Origin of the sequence: Chryseobacterium sp. SSA4.19 (assembly GCF_022601875.1) — a bacterium.
Taxonomy (GTDB): domain Bacteria; phylum Bacteroidota; class Bacteroidia; order Flavobacteriales; family Weeksellaceae; genus Chryseobacterium.
Window position 1 is genome coordinate 99,496 of record NZ_JAKVIP010000002.1, and the last position, 18,691, is coordinate 118,186.

Consider the following 18,691-nt stretch of genomic DNA (forward strand, 5'->3'; position numbering starts at 1 on the left):
GTCTCATGAAAATTAAATGTCTTAGATTTTGTAATGCAAAAATAAGAAATAATGGGGAATAAAAAACCCACATTAAATAATGTGGGTTAGTATAAAAATATCAATTTATTATTAATATTAATTCCTTAATTAGGATTTTGAACAATATTAGGATTAGTGTCAATTTCCGCTTGTGGAATCTGCCATAAGAACTTAGAAGAATTTGCAGGAATATCAAGTTGTCCGAATGTTGGATGGTTAGTTCCTGTATAGATTCTATTCAAGCCTATACCAAGCCTTTTCATATCAAACCAAGCTACTCCTTCTCCCCATAATTCGATTCTTTTTTGAGTAATAATCTCATTAATTAAAGCTGCTCCAGTATTAGAAGATGGTGTATATACACTATTTCTGGATTGTTCTATTTGCGCTAAAACAACTTTCGCTTGGGCCTCGTTTCCAGATCTTGCCAATGCCTCTGCCTCAATGTAATACATTTCTGAAGCTCTTAAATAAATATAGTCTGCGTCAGATACTGTTGGATCAATAAATTTAACGTTAGCATACGCTGGTAATTGAGGATAAGTAGGATCACCACTGACTGGTGAAACGAAAGCACGCTTTCTATAATCTGTTGCGGCAATACTATTATATAATCTTTTATCAATAGACTTATATATTCCTAGACCTCCAGCATATCCACTGCCATTAGTATTATCAAAATGCCCATGAAAACTTGCAACAAAACTTGTATTTTCACTAGTAATTATTGCACCCCACATTGCATCGGCAGTTAAATTTAGATCATAAAACCCATTGCTCCATTGAGCTTCTGTACCTAATTGATAATCTTGCTTTGCAATATTAGCTGCCTGAGCTGCTTGGGGATACTTTCCCATTTCAAGAGACACTTCAGCTAAAAAAGCCTGCGCTACTGATTCATTAATCTTTTCTTTAGTAGGTCTTTGATACCCATTTAACAAATCAATAGATTTTTTAAGATCATCTTCAATAAGTGTATAAACTTCGCTCACTTTAGCTCGTGAATTCCCTTCAAAAACTACAGTAGTGTAAATAGGCACGCATAAATCATTTGTATGCCCAACATATGTTGGACCATATATTCTAGCAAGCATAAAGTAACAAAGAGCTCTCAAAGCGTAAGCTTGTCCTAAAACATACTTATTTTTATCATTTATTCCAGCTGCTATAATATTATTTATAACTGTATTTGTAGTTTTAATTTGCAGATAGTATGTATTCCAAGGGATAAGAGTTCTACTATTGGTTTGTACTCTTCCAGTATAATTATACCAACTAATGTACCAGCTTGATTTAGCCATTGTAACATCATTAGACATCAAATCTAATCCTGCAAGCATGGATCTGTGACCATAATCTTCATGATTACCACTATTAGTATTTCCCTGAGTCCTAAGTCCCGTATAAATCCCATCAATTAACCCTTGCAAAGCGGCGGGAGAGGTTTGTAGCTGTTCTTCGTTAATTGTAGATTCAGGATTTGTATCTAAATAATCATTAGCACAACTTGTAAATAATAAAGAGGTTACTAAGATTGAATATATTGTTATCTTTTTCATTTTGAATTAAAATTTGACTGTTAAACCCATAGAGATTGATCTTACCACTCCGTAATTATTTAACGAAACACCATTGTTTCCTGAGGCTCCAAGCCTAGTTAATCTTGGATCCATACCTTTTCTCTTACTCCACATTGCCAAATTGGTTCCATAAAGACCAAATCTAAGGCCTGTAAGACCTTCAGGCAGTAAATTTTTATTAAAGTCATAACTGATAGAAGCATCTTGCAAACTGATATAATCTGACTTAATAAGAAATAGATCAGAAGCTGCCATTTGATTTGGCCTGGATAAATCTAAAGCAGGCAGTGCAGCACTTGTATTAGTTGGAGTCCAAGTATTATATACATCTTTATGATAATTCTGTCCTATATTATCTCCACCAGAAGGAAGCAATCCTTGGTATACATTATCATACATATACCCTCCGAATTGATATGCAAAATTAGCAGTGATATTAATTCCTTTATAGCTTACATTTGTGCCAAATCCACCATATGCTTTAGGATTTAATGTTTTATCACTCAAGTATTGCTTAGCTTGTGTATAATCGTTTGTTGTAACTTTATTCCCATTTGCATCATCCTTGTACCATAAAGCATCTCCATTAGTAGCATCAACTCCGGCAAATTCTCTTAAATAATAGGTGTAAGCTGCAACTCCTTTATCAAATTTGAATAATCCTGAAACAAAACTATTTGGCAAAAATGTGATTTCATTTTTATAATATGTTATATTAGCGAACAAATTCCATGAGAAATTTTGAGTCTTAAATATATCAGCGTCAACTGATACTTCGACACCTCTATTCTTCATATCACCAATATTTTCAGAAATAAATCTCGTTCCAGTAGACGGAGCTAAAGGCTTATTGTAGATCATATCTTTTACCCCTCTTTCAAAATATTGAGCATCAATATTAATTCTATTAAATAAACTTAACTCAAATCCTGCATTAAGATTTTTTGACACTTCCCATTTAACATTTCTATTCCCTTCATAAACTTGAACAATAGTTAGCCCACCTTGTGAATCTGGTACAATTTCAAATTGAGACGCATATGCATAATAATTTCTTGCATAACCAAAATAAGATCTAGTATTTAAATTTACACTTCCAGCATATAAAATATTGTCATTTCCTTGTTCACCATAACTACCTTTAATTTTCAAGTTATTAATAACATCATTAGACTTTAAGAAATCTTCATTGGTAATTACCCAAGCTGCCCCAAGACCAAAGAAATTACCCCATCTATTTTCTGGAGCAAATACGGATGACCCATCTCTTCTGAAACTTGCATTAACAAAATACTTATTATCATAATTATAATTTACCCTCGAAAGAAATCCTTCTACTTTATATAAATCATTATAACCGTTTAAGCCGCCAAATTTTGTTGCATTACTTAAAATTGGCAAATCCGGAATAGCAATATTAGTTTTACTTCCAGCTAACATTTTACTTGTAAAATCTGAAGTTTCATGACCAATCATGGCACTAATACTATGTTTCCCGAAGCTTTTATTCCAATTTAACAACTGCTGATTTGTTACTGTATAATCATTCGTAGTTGCATTTGTAATACTACCACCATAACCAGCCGCATCACCTCCAACATTATTTGAATAATTAATATAATAACCACTTAATAAATCATATCCTAGGTTGTATGTAAAATTAAAATCCTTTAAAAAATTTATAGAAGCATAAGCTCTCCCACTTAAATTATCTTCAGAATTCCTTTTTATATCTAATAGGGTAGTTCCATAAGGATTTAATGTTCCTCCATATGGACGAGATAGTCCCATTGGCCCAGTAAGTGTTCCAAAATCATACTGTCGTTGTCCTAATTTATCCAATAAGAAATTCCCGTTTGTATCTCGTGCCCAAATAGGATAAATCGGGGCTATATTTCTAGCCCAGCTGAAAAGATTACTATATTGACTAGATGATGTTCCTTGTATTGGTGCGTTTTGCTCGGATCTAGCATAGTTTAAATTAACTCCAACTTTGATATCGGATGTTAACCTTAGCTCATTATTTAATCTTGCAGTATATCGTTTAAATCCTGAATTTATAACATAACCTTCATCATTAAGATAACCTAATGATAAGTAGATATCATTTTTTTCAGATGAATTAGATACATTAATATTATATTCTTGACGTGTTCTATCCTTAAATAAATTTTTATTCCAATCATCATGATATAATAGTTTCGCATTTCTGTTAATCTTTCCTGTAGCAGGATCTATGATTTGATTATCAGCAACATTATAATTATTATACCCTAACCAATCGGAAATCATAGTATTCCCTGCATTAGTAGATGCATCTCCTATACTCATTCCCTTATGTACTCCATCAGTAACTAGCCTATTATAAAAAACTTCATAATATTCGCCTGGGTCAGTAATTATATCATATTCTTTAACAGCTCTTGAATTTACACCAAATTTAGTATCAAAAGTAACAGAAAACCTTCCTTTCTTAGCTTTCTTAGTTGTTATAAGCACAACACCATTTGCACCTCGGCTACCGTATAATGCATTTGCAGATGCATCCTTTAAAAATGAGATAGTTTCAATATCTTGATTTGAAATTGCATTAATATTCCCATTATAAGGAACACCATCTACAACATATAATGGATTGTTTGAAGAGGATAATGAACCAATACCTCTAAACCTAACCTGTGGTGGATCACCAGGTTGGCCAGAGTTTGCAGAAATTTGTACACCGCCTACTTTACCTGTTAATGATTGTATCGCATTCGATGATTGTGCATCTTCTAGCTGTTTTGCATTAATTGTTGTAATAGATCCAGTAATACTCTGCTTTTTCTGAGTACCATAAGCAACTACAACGACCTCTTCGATCTTTTGCTCTTTAATGGTATCTTTCTTAGATGATTGTGCGAAAGCATTATAGCCTAAGAAAAATAAAGCACCAACACTTAATACACGTAATTTTACATTCATATTAACAAATTTTAATATTTTAAGACCACAAATATGTTAATAAAAATTAACACTGACAAACTTTTTTTTCAAAATCATTATTAATTTGATGGCAATATACTTTAGATAATTTATGTTCCAGACATATATATAACTTTGACTTTCATTAAATTACTATACCATTATAAAAAATATATTTACCACCTTCTCTTTAACACTTTTACTATATAATTGTAAATACTATTTAGAATTATTACAAATTGCCCAAATAAAACCCCGCTTTTAAAAGCGGGGTTTTATTTGGGCAATTCTGTTGAAATTACTTCAATTTCTTCTTCACGGAAACCTCTTCATATACTTCCAGGATATCGCCTTGTTCAATATCATTGTATCCTTTCAAATTCAATCCACATTCATAGCCTTTGGTAACTTCTTTCACGTCATCTTTGAAACGTTTCAAGCTTTCAAGCTCTCCGTCGAATTTCACAATGCCGTCTCTTAATAAGCGGACTTTAGAATTTCGGGTTACTTTTCCTGAAAGAACCATACATCCGGCAATTGTTCCTACCTTAGAAATCTTAAAGACTTCTCTGATTTCTACATTTCCGATAACCTGCTCCTGAATTTCCGGAGAAAGCATTCCTTCCATCGCTTCCTTAACCTCATCGATGGCTTTATAGATAACAGAATAAGTTCTGATTTCAATTTCTTCACGGTCCGCAAGATCTTTCGCATTAGCACCTGCCCTCACATTAAATCCAATAATGATGGCATCCGAAGCAGCCGCTAAGTTAATATCGGATTCAGTGATTTGCCCGACACCGGAGTGTAGAATATTCACACTGATCTCTTCTGTCGATAATCTTTGCAATTGGTCAGAAAGTGCTTCCACGGAACCGTCAACATCACCTTTAAGGATAATATTCAATTCTTTGAATTCACCTAAAGCAATACGTCTTCCTAGTTCTTCAAGAGTGGTATGCTTTTTAGTTCTGATCGAAAGTTCTCTCTGAAGCTGCTCTCTCTTATTGGCAATAGCTTTACCTTCACTTTCATCGGTATAGACACGGAATTTATCACCCGCTGTAGGTGCTCCGTCCAAACCTAAAATCGTTGCAGGAATAGATGGACCGGCTTCTTCCAGATTTTTTCCTCTTTCATCAAGTAAAGCTTTTACCTTACCGTGATTTTTTCCTGCCACTACATAGTCACCAACTCTTAAAGTTCCGGTTTGCACCAACATAGTGGATACATATCCTCTTCCTTTATCTAAAGATGCTTCAATAACCACACCTTGTGCCGCACGGTCCGGATTAGCTTTTAATTCAAGCATTTCAGCCTGAAGCAAAACTTTTTCTAATAATGTATCTACATTATTACCGAATTTTGCCGAGATTTCCTGAGCCTGTACATTTCCTCCCCATTCTTCCACTAAAATATTCATTCCCGAAAGCTGCTGACGGATATTGTCAGGATTTGCATTCGGTTTATCTACCTTATTGATTGCAATAATCATCGGAACACCTGCTGCCTGAGCATGGGAAATTGCTTCTTTTGTCTGAGGCATTACATCGTCGTCCGCTGCAATCACGATGATTGCAATATCAGTAACCTGAGCACCTCTTGCCCTCATCGCTGTAAAAGCTTCGTGACCCGGGGTATCTAGGAATGTAATTCTCTGACCATTTTCCAATTGTACGTTGTACGCACCGATATGCTGAGTAATTCCTCCGGATTCACCTGCAATAACATTGGTTTTCCTTACGTAATCCAGCAATGAAGTTTTACCATGGTCTACGTGCCCCATTACGGTTACGATAGGAGCTCTTGATAAGAGGCTTTCTTCTGTGTCGATGTCATCTTCAGAATCTGCTTCTTCAAGATCTGCATCAGAGAATTCAATTTTATATCCGAATTCATCTGCCACCAGTAATAAGGTATCAGCTTCCAGTCTTTGATTCATGGTCACCATTACCCCTAATGAGAAACAGGCAGAAATTACTTCTGTAGGAGAAACGTTCATTAAGCTTGCGAGTTCACCAACGGTGATGAATTCGGTAACTTTTAATGTTCTGTCCTGCGCATCAATTTCCTGCTGACGCTCATCCTGTTCCCTACGGTAGTTTCTCTTATCTTTTCTGTGTTTGGCAGATTTGGATTTCCCTCCTTTGTTGGTTAATTTTTCAAGGGTTTCCTTAATTTGATTTTTAACCTGCTCATCTGTCAATTCAACAGGCATGGTTCTCTGACCGGGTCTGTTATTTCCAAAGCGGTTACCTCCCTGGCCTGCAGGACGATTGGTTCCACCCTGACCCGGCGGACGGTTCCCTTGAGTATTATTTCCAAAACGGTTTCCGCCACCCTGGCCTCCTTGACCCTGAGGACGGTTTCCCTGTCCACCTCCTTGAGTATTGTTTCCAAAACGGTTACCACCCTGGCCCTGAGGACGGTTTCCTTGTCCACCCTGGCCCTGAGGGCGATTACCCTGACCCGCCTGGGTATTGTTATTACCGCCTTGTTGATTATTGTTTCCACCCTGCGGATTTTGTCCTCCGGGCTTTTCAATTCTTTTTCTTTTCTTTTTAGCACCTGCTCCTTTAGGCGCAAACTGTGTTAAATCAATTTTTTCCCCAACGATTTTAGGACCATCCAGTTTCTGATAAACAGTCTCAATCTTTTGAGATTCCTGGGCCTGGGATTCTTCTTCGGGCTTAGCCGGATTTTCCTCAACCGGAGTTGGTTTTTCAGCCACAGGTTTTGGAGTTTCTTTTACAGGTTCAACCGGTTTTTCGACAGGCTTTTCCACTTCCTTCTTCTCCTCCATTTTCGGTTTATCTTTCTTTACAGGTCTATTTCTAGACTCGATCTGAGACAAATCTATTTTATCCAGAACTTTAAATTCCTGTTTTTCGGGAGCTGCTTTCACTTCCACTTCCGGGGTAGGTACAGCTTCTTCTTTTTTCTCTTCCACCACAGGTTCCGGTTTTGGAGCAGGAGTTTCTTCAACCTCAGGTTTTTTAGGCTCTAAGTCTATTTTACCTAAGATTTTAGTTTCCGGTTTATTAGCTTTAGCTCTTATTACTTCAGGGGTTTTCTTTTCTTCAATCTCCAGTTTTTCTTCCGGGACTTTCGTGATCACCACCTCATGGGAAGCTTTACGCTGTTCGCCGTCCTTGGCAAACTCAGCCTCCAATGCAGAATATGCCGCTTCTTCTAATTGAGCGTTAGGATTGCTTTCAACCTCGATACCCTTAGCCTGTAAAAACTCTACTAACCTGGACATCGAAATATTGAATTCCTTAACCGCTTTATTTAATCTAATTTTTGGCATTTATATTATTTACTGTTTTTAATTCTTAAAATTAAAGTATTTCTTTTTTACTGTTTATTAAAATTTATTTAAAATTTTAATCTTCAAATTCTTCTCTCAGAATACGTTTCACATCTTCAATGGTTTCTTCTTCAAGATCAACCATATTCAATAGACTTTCAGTCTCTTTATCCAATACTGATTTCGCAGTCGTAAGGCCTACTTTTTTAAATTCATCCAGAATCCACTGTTCGATATCATCATTAAATTCTCTCAAATCAACATCGTCATCCTCACTGGCTTCTCTATATACATCAATTTCATATCCTGAAAGCCATGAAGCCAGCCTGATATTCTGTCCCTGCTTACCGATTACTTTAGAAATCTCTTCAACCGGAGTATATACCAATGCATAATTGGCTTCTTCATTGATGTCAATTTTATTAATTGTAACATTCCCTAAAGCTCTTTTCACCAGGATTTCAGGATTTTTAGACCACTGAATTACATCGATGTTCTCATTTCTTAACTCTCTTACCACGCCGTGAATCCTTGATCCTTTTACTCCCACACAGGCTCCTACAGGATCAATTCTGTCATCATAGGCATCTACTGCGATTTTAGCTTTCTCTCCAGGAATTCTAACAGCTTTCTTAAGCATAATCGTACCATCCTGGATCTCAGGAATCTCCAGTTCCAAAAGCTTCTCTAAAAATTTAGGTGCAGTTCTGGAAATGATGATCTGCGGCTTTGAACCCTTAAAGTCTACTGTTTCAACAATAGCTCTGATATTTTCACCTTTTTTAAAGAAATCGGATGGAATCTGATTTTCCTTAGGTAAAATGAATTCATTCCCTTCATCATCCAGCAAAATAACATGCTTATGACGGATATGGTGAATCTCTCCTACTACAATCTCCCCGATTTTATCTTTGAACTGCTCGTACAACATAGCATTGTTGTGTTCCTGCAATTTCGTAGCCAAAATCTGTTTTAAAGTAAGGATATTTCTCCTTCCCAACTGGGCAACAGGAATTTCCATGGTAAAATCTTCCCCTACTTCAAATGTAGGATCGATTTTTTTTGCTTCAGAGATTTCAATTTCCAGATCATCATCTTCAGACATTTCGTCTTCAACAATGGTTTTATTTAAAAATATCTGAAAATCCCCTTTATCAGGATTCACAATCACATCAAAATGATCATCCGAATCATATCTTTTTCTCAAAAGGGTCTTCAGTGAATCTTCAATAATTGCCATAAGATCAATCTTACTGATCCCTTTCTCGTCTTTAAAATCGCCAAAGGATTCAATCAACGCTATATTGTCCATTTATTCTTTTTTCTTTTTAAAATTTAATTGTTACTAATGCTTTTTTAATCTCAGAGTACGGAATTTCTTTTTCCTCCTCCACATCTACCTTGCCTTTACCTATTTCTTTTGGTTTGCGGTAGCGCAGGATCAATGTTATTTTTTCTTCATCTACTTTTGCTAATTCTCCTTCAATTGTTGCATCATCATTCAGCAAAACTTCAATTTCTCTTCCTATGTTTTTTGCAAACTGCCTTGGCGTCGCCAAGGGCTCACTTAATCCTGCAGACATTACTTGCAGGCTGAAATCGTGCTCTTCACGATCCATGTTGAATTCTATGGCGCGGCTCGCATCCAGGCAATCCTGCAGAGAAACCCCGTTATCACCGTCCAAGATCACAGTAATATCATCTCCTGCAGAAAATTTTAAATCAATAAGAAATAAATCTGTTCTGGCCGCCAGGAATTCGTTTAATAATTCTTCAATTTTTTTTCTAAACTCCATACGATATTTAAATCTTGATTTACCCGTACGAAAAAAGGCTTTCTTCCGAAGGCCTCCATATTTTTCCAGTAAATCCAATGCAAATATACAAATTTTTATTAAAATAGCAAATATCTTATTATCAATTAAATAAGTTATTTACTATTTACAGCAACTTAAAGACTTATATGATGCTATTTTTATTACTTTTGTGTCTTAATTTTTTAAATATATAATTTTGAATATTACTATTGTAGGGACAGGTTATGTAGGATTGGTTACAGGCACCACTTTAGCAGAACTTGGAAATTCAGTATACTGTGTAGATATTGACGAAAAAAAAGTAGAAGGGATGAAAAACGGTGTTGTTCCTATCTATGAACCGAATCTTGAAGAAATGTTCCTGAGGAATATACAGTCGGAAAGATTATTTTTTACTACTGATCTAAAAGAGGCGCTTGACAAAAGTGAAGTGATCTATTTAGCCCTGCCTACGCCCCCGGGAGAAGACGGATCTGCAGACCTGTCTTATGTAATTAAGGTTGCCAATGACCTGGGGGAAATGATGACAGAATATAAAGTTATTGTTAATAAAAGTACCGTTCCTGTAGGTACAGCCGACAAGGTAAGAGAAGTGATCGCATCAAAAACGCAGATTCCTTTTGATGTGGTTTCCAATCCTGAATTTTTAAGAGAAGGATTTGCCGTTGAAGATTCTATGAATCCCGCCAGAGTAGTAGTAGGATCGAGCTCAGATAAAGCCAAAGATATCATGGCTAAGATTTACCAGCCGTTCACCAATACCGGGATCCCTATTATTTTTATGGATGAAAAATCTTCTGAGCTTACAAAATATGCCGCTAACTCGTTCTTAGCAGTCAAAATTACATTTATGAATGAGATTGCCAACTATTGTGAGAAAGTGGGTGCCGATGTGGATAAAGTAAGACTAGGAATGGGCAGTGACGACAGGATCGGTCAAAGATTTCTATTTCCCGGAATAGGATATGGAGGAAGCTGCTTCCCGAAAGACGTTAAAGCTCTTATAAAATCCGGAAAGCAGGAAGATTTTAACTTTCAGATCCTGGAGGCAACAGAGAATGTAAATATTGCCCAAAAAGTTATTCTTGTTTCTGAAATTGAAAAATATTTCGGAGGAAACATCGAAGGCAAAACTATTGCGATGTGGGGATTAGCTTTCAAAGCCAATACCGATGACATCCGTGAAGCTTCATCCCTTGATAATATCGCTCTCCTTCTAGAAAAGGGAGCAAAAGTAGTTGCTTACGATGCTATTGCGGAGGGTAATGTTCAGAAAATCTTAGGAGATAAAATCCGGTATTCAAAAAGCATGTATGAAGCATTGGAAAATGCAGATGCATTATTTATTGCCACAGAATGGCCTGAATTTAAAAACCCTAATTTTAAATTAATGGGCCAGAAAATGAACAGCAAAGTTATTTTTGATGGAAGAAATATGTATCCTCTGGAAATTCCTGAGCAGAATGGATTTTACTACAAAAGTATCGGACGTAAAACAATTTTAAATTAAAAACATGAAAAATATAATTATTACCGGGGGTGCCGGCTTTATCGGTTCCCATGTGGTGAGAGAATTTGTAAAAAAGAATCCTGATTTAACGATTATTAATCTTGATGCTCTTACATATGCAGGAAATCTTGAGAATTTAAAAGACATTGAAAACGAACCGAATTACATTTTCGAAAAGGCAGATATCACAAAGCCGGAAGAATTAAGAACGATATTCGAAAGATATACTCCTGATGCAGTGATTCATTTGGCTGCAGAAAGTCATGTGGACAGAAGCATCACCGATCCGATGGCTTTTATCAATACCAACGTCAATGGAACTGCCAACCTTTTAAATCTCTGCAAAGAATTCTGGACGCTCACTCCTGATCATACGCACGGCAGGTTTCCGAATGAACAAAGACAAAACTTATTTTATCATGTATCAACCGATGAAGTTTACGGAAGCTTAGGGGAAACGGGATTTTTCCTGGAAACCACTTCTTATGATCCGCAATCTCCTTATTCCGCTTCAAAAGCAGCTTCAGACCATCTGGTAAGAGCTTACGGAAATACCTATGGAATGCCGTTTATTGTTTCCAACTGTTCCAACAACTATGGGCCTAATCATTTCCCTGAAAAATTAATCCCTTTATGTATCTCCAATATCATCAATGAAAAGCCTTTGCCAATCTACGGGGATGGGAAATACACAAGAGACTGGTTGTTTGTTATCGATCATGCACGGGCAATCCACCAGATTTTCAATGAGGCTAAAACCGGCGAAACTTATAATATCGGAGGATTCAACGAATGGCAGAATATTGACCTGGTGAAAGAACTCATCAGACAGATGGATGAGAAACTTGGAAATCCTTCAGGATATTCAGAAAAATTAATTACCTATGTTAAAGACCGCCCGGGCCACGATAAGCGTTACGCTATTGATGCGACAAAGCTGAATTCTGAATTGGGCTGGAAACCGTCCGTAACCTTTGAAGAAGGCTTAGCAAAGACCATCGACTGGTATCTTGAAAACAAGGAATGGCTGGAACATGTAACCAGCGGAGATTACCAGAAATATTATGAAAAGCAGTACAATTAAGATGAAAAAAATATTTTTTATAATTGCTTTATCTACATTTCCAACAATATTTCCTGCCCAGGGATTTCCCCCACCTCCCAGTGAAAAACCCGACGGAAAGAAGTTAGAATTAATAAATGTTTTCATAAAAGAAACATATTATCATGAAATGCTGAAACATTTTCTTTCCAGCGCCCTATCTACTTATTCTGATCAATATTCTCATGCTGATTTAAAAAAAGTGTATGAGCAATTTAAACCTGATGAATTTCTTGAAAACAATCAGGCTTTTTATGGTATGTTTAAAAATCTTTCTCTTGATGATATAAGTAAAATTAATGATCTATATCGAAGTCTTGAAGGAAGAGGTGCTTATGTTCCAATGATTTCCGATAACCTTATTTCACAACTTAACAGTTACGCACGAGAAGAACTAAAAAAACAAAAAACCATAAGATGAAAGGTATAATTTTAGCCGGAGGTTCAGGAACAAGACTCTACCCTCTTACCATTGCCGTAAGCAAGCAACTAATGCCGGTTTACGATAAACCGATGATTTATTATCCGTTGTCAACCTTATTGCTGGCTGGCATTAAAGATATTCTTATTATTACAACGCCTCATGATCAGCCGGGTTTTATAAAACTTTTGGGAGACGGCTCCCAGATCGGGTGCCATATCGAATATAAGGTACAGCCCAGCCCGGACGGCCTGGCACAGGCTTTTATTTTGGGAGAGCAGTTCATCGGCAATGATGCGGCAGCTTTGGTTTTAGGAGACAACATCTTCTATGGTTCCGAGATGGGCACTTTGCTTAAAAATAAAACCAATCCTGACGGCGGGGTCGTTTTCGCTTATCATGTTTCCGACCCTGAGCGTTATGGCGTGGTGGAATTTGATGATGATTTTAAAGCAGTTTCCATTGAGGAAAAACCTGTACATCCAAAATCCAGCTATGCTGTTCCCGGATTATATTTTTATGATAATGAAGTGGTGGAAATTGCGAAGAATATTAAGCCTTCTCCAAGAGGAGAGCTCGAAATTACAGATGTCAACAATGTGTACCTTCAAAAAGGAAAACTGGAAGTGGGCGTTTTAGACCGTGGAACTGCATGGCTGGATACCGGCACATTTGATTCCCTTAATGATGCCTCAGAATTTGTAAGGGTGATTGAAAAAAGACAGGCTTTTAAAATAGGATGTATTGAAGAAATTGCATTCAGGAATAAGTTCATCAATGAAGAAAAGCTTCTTGAAACAGCAACTAAATACGGAAAAAGCGGATATGGTGAATATCTGAAACAACTGGTAAAAAAATAATATGTCTCATTTATCTTAACAACTTATTAAAATCATTAGATAGGTAAACACACACAAGATGATCATAGGAAACGGACTTATTGCCAATTCATTAAAATTTATAGATACAGCAGATAATATATTCTTTGCATCCGGTGTTTCGAATTCCCTCGAAACAAGGAGCTCCGAATTCCAAAGAGAATTTACGCTTCTGCAGGATAATTTAAAAAAATACAGCGAACATAAATTTATATATTTTTCTACCTTAAGCATTAATGACCAGTCTAAGCAAGGCAGCCATTATGTTTTGCACAAATTAGCCATGGAAGAATTTATTAAAAGCCATGCCAGACAATATCTTATCCTTAGAATTGGAAATATTGTAGGAAGAGGAGGAAACCCAAATACACTTTTTAATTATCTGAAAAATCAGATTATCCATAATCAAACATTTACCGTTCACAGTAAGGCTAGAAGATTATTGATTGACATGGACGACATCACTGAATTTTTATCAGTTTCCTGTCCAGACATCAATAACAGCGTGATTAACTGCGCTTTTCCCTATTACTACAATTTAATGGAAATTATTGATGTGATTGAAAAAAAGACACAACAGAAAGCCATATACGACGAAGTGAATGAAGGAGATTTTTATAAAGTTTTGTTTGAAGACAATATCAATAATTTCTTTAATGGCACCAGTCCTGAACAATATATAACAACTTTATCAGAAAAATATATTTAATACCTAATTATAGTCTTACCAAGATTAGCAGACTCTATCTTAATTTAACAATAATAATATTAGAAATGATTTAACCAGCAATCAATTGCTGTTATCTCATAATCATGCTATATACCGTATGATTTTAAGCATATTTTAATATTAAACTTTGTTAAAAGTGTTTGCTTTTTAAACAAAAATTATATTTTTGTATTGTTATTGATTCAGTCTATTGAATTTGGAAATAATTTACACGAAATAAATAATTATATATAATAAATTATGCCACAATCGTACAAAGTTATTTTCGAAAACAACAGAAAATGGGTAGAATCTAAAATTGCAGAAGACCCGGATTTTTTTAAAGAGCTGGCAAAGACCCAAAATCCTGAATATTTATATATAGGATGTTCGGACAGCAGAGCAACAGCTGAAGAATTAATGGGTGCAAAGCCGGGTGAAGTTTTTGTTCACAGAAATATCGCCAATATTGTGAACACTTTGGACATGAGTTCAACAGCAGTTATTCAGTATGCCGTAGAACATCTGAAAGTAAAACACATTATTATCTGTGGCCATTACAACTGTGGAGGTGTAAAAGCTGCGATGACTCCTCAGGATCTTGGATTGCTCAATCCATGGCTGAGAACCATCCGGGATGTTTACAGAATTCACCAGAGCGAACTGGATGCTATTGAAGATGATGGCAAACGTTATGACAGACTTGTGGAACTGAATGTTCAGGAACAATGTATTAACGTGGTTAAAATGGCATGTGTACAGGAAAGGTATATTTTAGAAGAATTTCCTGTTGTACATGGATGGGTATTTGACCTCAGAACAGGTAAGATTATTGATCTTGAGATTGATTTCGAAAAGATTTTAAAAGACATCCAGAAGATCTACAACCTTACGAGTTCTGACTGGGTAATGAGCAGAAAAACTCAATAATAGTTTTTCAAAAAAAATTGTGAAATGAAAATCTGGAGTATTATTACATTATTGTTTTTCCTGAATTTTACAGCCTTACCAAGTATAGCTGCTGTATTCGGCTGGGAACTTTCCAGAACCAATATTGTGATTAATGAAGAAGAGCCTCATTCTCATCCTACCTCTTTTACTGTTTACGAAAAGACATTACCGAAAACTTTAAATGTCTATGACTTTCTGAAGTTTTTTGAGCCTTCCATAGAAGGCAGATCTTTTGTACTGATCGATGATTCCTTTCATCTTTCGCCCTTACTGACTATATTTTCTCCGCCTCCGGAAGCTTAATCATAAAACAGATTTTTTGATTATTATTCATATCAGGTTTTGATATGGAATACACCCCCGTTTTAAAATTTAAATTTTCAATCTTTTATAATTGATTTATTAAAGCTTGATAAGTCAGTTCTATTCCAGCAGTTTACATTATGAAAAAAACATCATTAATAGGAGGAATCAAGGAGAATTTTCCGTCAGGACTCGTTGTATTCTTAGTAGCACTCCCGCTTTGTCTGGGAATTGCATTAGCTTCAGGAGCTCCGCCTCTATCCGGAATTATTGCGGGTATTGTAGGAGGCTTGGTTGTAGGATCAATCAGTAACTCTAATATATCGGTTTCTGGGCCGGCAGCAGGTTTGACAGCCATTGTCCTGACGGCCATTACAGAACTTGGTACGTTTGAAATCTTTCTTTGTGCAGGAATTATTGCAGGAATTATTCAGCTGGTCTTAGGATTTGTAAAAGCAGGAAGTATTTCGAATTATTTCCCGAATAACGTCATTGAAGGCATGCTTGCTGCAATCGGAATCATTATTATTTTAAAGCAAATTCCCCACGCTCTGGGATTCGATAAAGATTACGAAGGACATGAATCTATTTTTGACAACGGCTTAAATTTCGGATACTTTACGGAATTGCTGGGGGCTCTTCACCCGGGAGCTGTTATTGTTACATTGGTTTCAATTGCTATTCTGATTGCCTGGGATAAAATTCATATGCTCAAAAGGCTGAAAATGCTTCCCGGAGCTTTAGTTGCCGTAGTGGTAGGGATTCTTTTAAATGAAATCTTTAAACTTTCCGGCAGCTCTCTGGCAATCGGATCAGAACATTTGGTTTCCTTACCGGTCCCGAAGTCTCTTGATGATTTTAAAAATTTTGTTACCCTTCCTGATTTTTCAGGTTTCACGAATGGAAAAGTATGGATTGCAGGTGCCACCATCGCTGTGGTGGCATCTATTGAAACCCTGCTCTGTATAGAAGCTTCAGACAGGCTCGACCAGCAAAGGAGAATTACCGATACGAATTTAGAGTTAAAAGCTCAGGGAATAGGAAATCTCGTCAGTGCTTTTATTGGCGGCCTTCCTATGACTTCGGTTGTGGTAAGAAGTTCGGCGAACGCCAATGCCGGAGCTACCTCCAAAGCATCAGCCATCATCCACGGGTTTTTACTGTTGCTGTGTGTAATTTCCATTCCTGTTGTATTAAATTTAATTCCTTTTGCTACATTAGCAGCGGTATTACTTTTGGTAGGATATAAATTGGCCAAGCCTGCAACATTCAAACATTTCTGGCATTTGGGAAAATTCCAGTTTATTCCGTTTGTGGCGACTGTTGTAGCTGTTGTGGCAACAGATTTATTAAAAGGTGTGGGAATAGGGCTTGCGATCTCCGTTTTCTATATCCTTCAGGGAAATATGAAAAGAGCCTATTATCTGAGCCGTGAAAAGTTGAATAATGCAGACGGGATTATGATAAAGCTTGCGGAAGAAGTTTCATTCCTGAATAAAGCTGCGATTAAGAAAACCCTGAAAAACATCAAGCCTAATTCTGCTGTAACGATTGATGCGCGGGGAACTTCCTATATCGCTACGGATGTCTTGGAAATGATTCAGGATTTTGCCAATATCCGGGCTAAAGAAGAAGATATCAATGTAGAACTGTTAGGTTTTAAAACATCATACCGGGATTATGAGAGGGATGAAGATTCTCACATCGTAGTTACCCACAATAGAGCCATGTAAGCTCTTTATTACTATTTTTTTAATTTAAATATCATTCAAACAAATTATATGAAAGCACATACATCTGAAACCCAGTCAACCATTTCTCCGGAAAAAGCATTAAATTTTTTAAAGGAAGGAAATCAGAGATTCGTCAATAACCTTAAAGCCAACAGAGACCTTTTGGAGCAGGTAAATGCCACGCGTGAAGGTCAGTGGCCTTTTGCCGTAATTTTAAGCTGTATAGACAGCCGTACTTCGGCAGAACTTATTTTTGACCAGGGACTCGGGGATATTTTCAGTATCAGGATTGCCGGTAATTTTGTGAACCAGGACATTCTGGGTTCTATGGAATTCGGCTGTAATGTTGCGGGCTCTAAACTGGTTGTTGTTTTAGGGCATACCAAATGCGGTGCTTTGAAAGGCGGCCTTGATGCAGCACAAATCCAGGGAATGGGAATGGATAACCTGAACCATCTGATCAATCATTTTGAGCCTATTATCAAAGAAGTAATCCAGGAAGGGGAAGAATATTCATCTAAAAACGGTGATCTTCTGGAAAGATTAAACCAGCAGAATGTAAGAAGCGCAATTGATGACATCCGTAATCAAAGCTCTACATTGAGAAACCTTGAAAATGAAGGGAGAATAAAAATCGTCGGAGCCAACTATGATGTAGAAACCGGAGTGGTAACCTGGTTGTAATGATCAGTAAAAGTTTTATACATTAGAATATGTTTCGTTAGATAAGTTGGCAGACATCAACATGCCTGTCATGAGACCACCGGATCCGGTGGTCTCTTTATTTTTATTAATACCGGAACCTGATTTCTCTTCCTAATTGAGGATAAGGAATTTCTCCAGGGTTTTGTTTGGTTTAAATTAATTAGGAAAAGTATGAAAATACTTACCTTTGGAAACTGAAACTGGATGTATCAATGATATGAAAATATACGTAAACATTTGTATTACCGCAATCTTATTATTTCTCAATGGCCTTTCGAAAGCTCAGAAACCAGTTAATGATACTTTAGTATACCTTAAAAAGTTCGAAACCAATAAAGAAAAATATATTGGAAAACCGTTCTCTTTATTGTTAAAAGATATGGTTCAGCTGCAACCGAAGAAAGCCAAATCCGATTTCAGGGAAGACCTTAATAACCCTCTTCCAAATACCTCATTCACATTTTCACAAAAAGAGATGGGTTCAAGACCTGAAGCGACTCTAAGCATCAGATGGAAGGCTGACGACAGTCCAACGGCACCTATTGAATTTTTTGAACAGGAACACAACTATTTTTTTACACTAAACGAAAGGAATTTCTTTGAAAAAAAGATCATAAAGGATATTATTGTTTATAAAAAATAAAACCTCCGTAAAAGAGGCTTATGATTTTATATATCGTGATATTT

Annotated in this window: 15 protein-coding genes; 10 read left to right on the forward strand and 5 right to left on the reverse strand. The window is 36.4% G+C overall.

Translation table 11 applies throughout. The annotated features are described in order from the left end of the window. Positions 1 to 125 precede the first annotated feature (125 nt). The 5 genes from MKJ01_RS01975 to rimP form a co-directional block, all read right to left on the reverse strand. Complete coding sequence (locus tag MKJ01_RS01975; RefSeq protein ID WP_241611335.1) at positions 126 to 1,580, reverse strand: RagB/SusD family nutrient uptake outer membrane protein; 1,455 nt, start codon at positions 1,578 to 1,580, stop codon at positions 126 to 128. Between the two features lie 6 nt (positions 1,581 to 1,586). Continuing rightward, entirely contained in the window at positions 1,587 to 4,565 is a 2,979-nt protein-coding gene (locus tag MKJ01_RS01980) for a SusC/RagA family TonB-linked outer membrane protein (RefSeq protein WP_241611334.1), read from the reverse strand. A 298-nt stretch (positions 4,566 to 4,863) separates the two neighbouring features. After that, positions 4,864 to 7,875, reverse strand: a complete 3,012-nt coding sequence (gene infB / locus MKJ01_RS01985; RefSeq protein WP_241611333.1) for a translation initiation factor IF-2 — start codon at positions 7,873 to 7,875, stop codon at positions 4,864 to 4,866. Between the two features lie 76 nt (positions 7,876 to 7,951). Next, the gene (gene nusA / locus MKJ01_RS01990; protein WP_241611332.1) at positions 7,952 to 9,187 is read right to left on the reverse strand and encodes a transcription termination factor NusA; all 1,236 of its coding nucleotides are present in this window, start codon (positions 9,185 to 9,187) and stop codon (positions 7,952 to 7,954) included. Between the two features lie 16 nt (positions 9,188 to 9,203). After that, on the reverse strand, positions 9,204 to 9,671 hold the full coding sequence (gene rimP, locus MKJ01_RS01995; protein ID WP_241611331.1) for a ribosome assembly cofactor RimP: 468 nt from the start codon (positions 9,669 to 9,671) through the stop codon (positions 9,204 to 9,206). 217 nt (positions 9,672 to 9,888) lie between these two features. Between rimP and MKJ01_RS02000 the strand changes: the two genes are divergently transcribed. The 10 genes from MKJ01_RS02000 (at position 9,889) to MKJ01_RS02045 (ending at position 18,647) form a co-directional block, all read left to right on the forward strand. Beyond that, the gene (locus MKJ01_RS02000; RefSeq protein WP_241611330.1) at positions 9,889 to 11,202 is read left to right on the forward strand and encodes a UDP-glucose/GDP-mannose dehydrogenase family protein; all 1,314 of its coding nucleotides are present in this window, start codon (positions 9,889 to 9,891) and stop codon (positions 11,200 to 11,202) included. 4 nt (positions 11,203 to 11,206) lie between these two features. Then, on the forward strand, positions 11,207 to 12,286 hold the full coding sequence (gene rfbB, locus MKJ01_RS02005) for a dTDP-glucose 4,6-dehydratase (protein WP_241611329.1): 1,080 nt from the start codon (positions 11,207 to 11,209) through the stop codon (positions 12,284 to 12,286). Position 12,287: 1 nt separating this feature from the next. Further along, positions 12,288 to 12,725 carry a hypothetical protein gene (locus tag MKJ01_RS02010; protein WP_241632447.1) on the forward strand — a complete coding sequence of 146 codons (438 nt, stop codon included), beginning with the start codon at positions 12,288 to 12,290 and terminating at the stop codon, positions 12,723 to 12,725. After that, positions 12,722 to 13,585 carry a glucose-1-phosphate thymidylyltransferase RfbA gene (gene rfbA, locus MKJ01_RS02015; RefSeq protein WP_241611326.1) on the forward strand — a complete coding sequence of 288 codons (864 nt, stop codon included), beginning with the start codon at positions 12,722 to 12,724 and terminating at the stop codon, positions 13,583 to 13,585. The genes MKJ01_RS02010 and rfbA overlap by 4 nt, the downstream gene beginning before the upstream one ends. Positions 13,586 to 13,643: 58 nt before the next feature. After that, complete coding sequence (locus MKJ01_RS02020; RefSeq protein WP_241611325.1) at positions 13,644 to 14,312, forward strand: NAD-dependent epimerase/dehydratase family protein; 669 nt, start codon at positions 13,644 to 13,646, stop codon at positions 14,310 to 14,312. Positions 14,313 to 14,573: 261 nt separating this feature from the next. Next, entirely contained in the window at positions 14,574 to 15,242 is a 669-nt protein-coding gene (locus MKJ01_RS02025; protein WP_241611324.1) for a carbonic anhydrase, read from the forward strand. Between the two features lie 24 nt (positions 15,243 to 15,266). Next, on the forward strand, positions 15,267 to 15,566 hold the full coding sequence (locus tag MKJ01_RS02030; RefSeq protein ID WP_241611323.1) for a hypothetical protein: 300 nt from the start codon (positions 15,267 to 15,269) through the stop codon (positions 15,564 to 15,566). A 140-nt stretch (positions 15,567 to 15,706) separates the two neighbouring features. Beyond that, positions 15,707 to 17,299 (forward strand): SulP family inorganic anion transporter, encoded by a 1,593-nt coding sequence (locus MKJ01_RS02035; RefSeq protein WP_241611322.1) that lies wholly within the window; start codon positions 15,707 to 15,709, stop codon positions 17,297 to 17,299. Positions 17,300 to 17,332: 33 nt separating this feature from the next. Further along, positions 17,333 to 17,983 carry a carbonic anhydrase gene (locus MKJ01_RS02040; RefSeq protein WP_368366221.1) on the forward strand — a complete coding sequence of 217 codons (651 nt, stop codon included), beginning with the start codon at positions 17,333 to 17,335 and terminating at the stop codon, positions 17,981 to 17,983. Positions 17,984 to 18,191: 208 nt separating this feature from the next. After that, entirely contained in the window at positions 18,192 to 18,647 is a 456-nt protein-coding gene (locus MKJ01_RS02045) for a hypothetical protein (protein ID WP_241611320.1), read from the forward strand. The last annotated feature ends 44 nt before the right edge of the window (positions 18,648 to 18,691 follow it).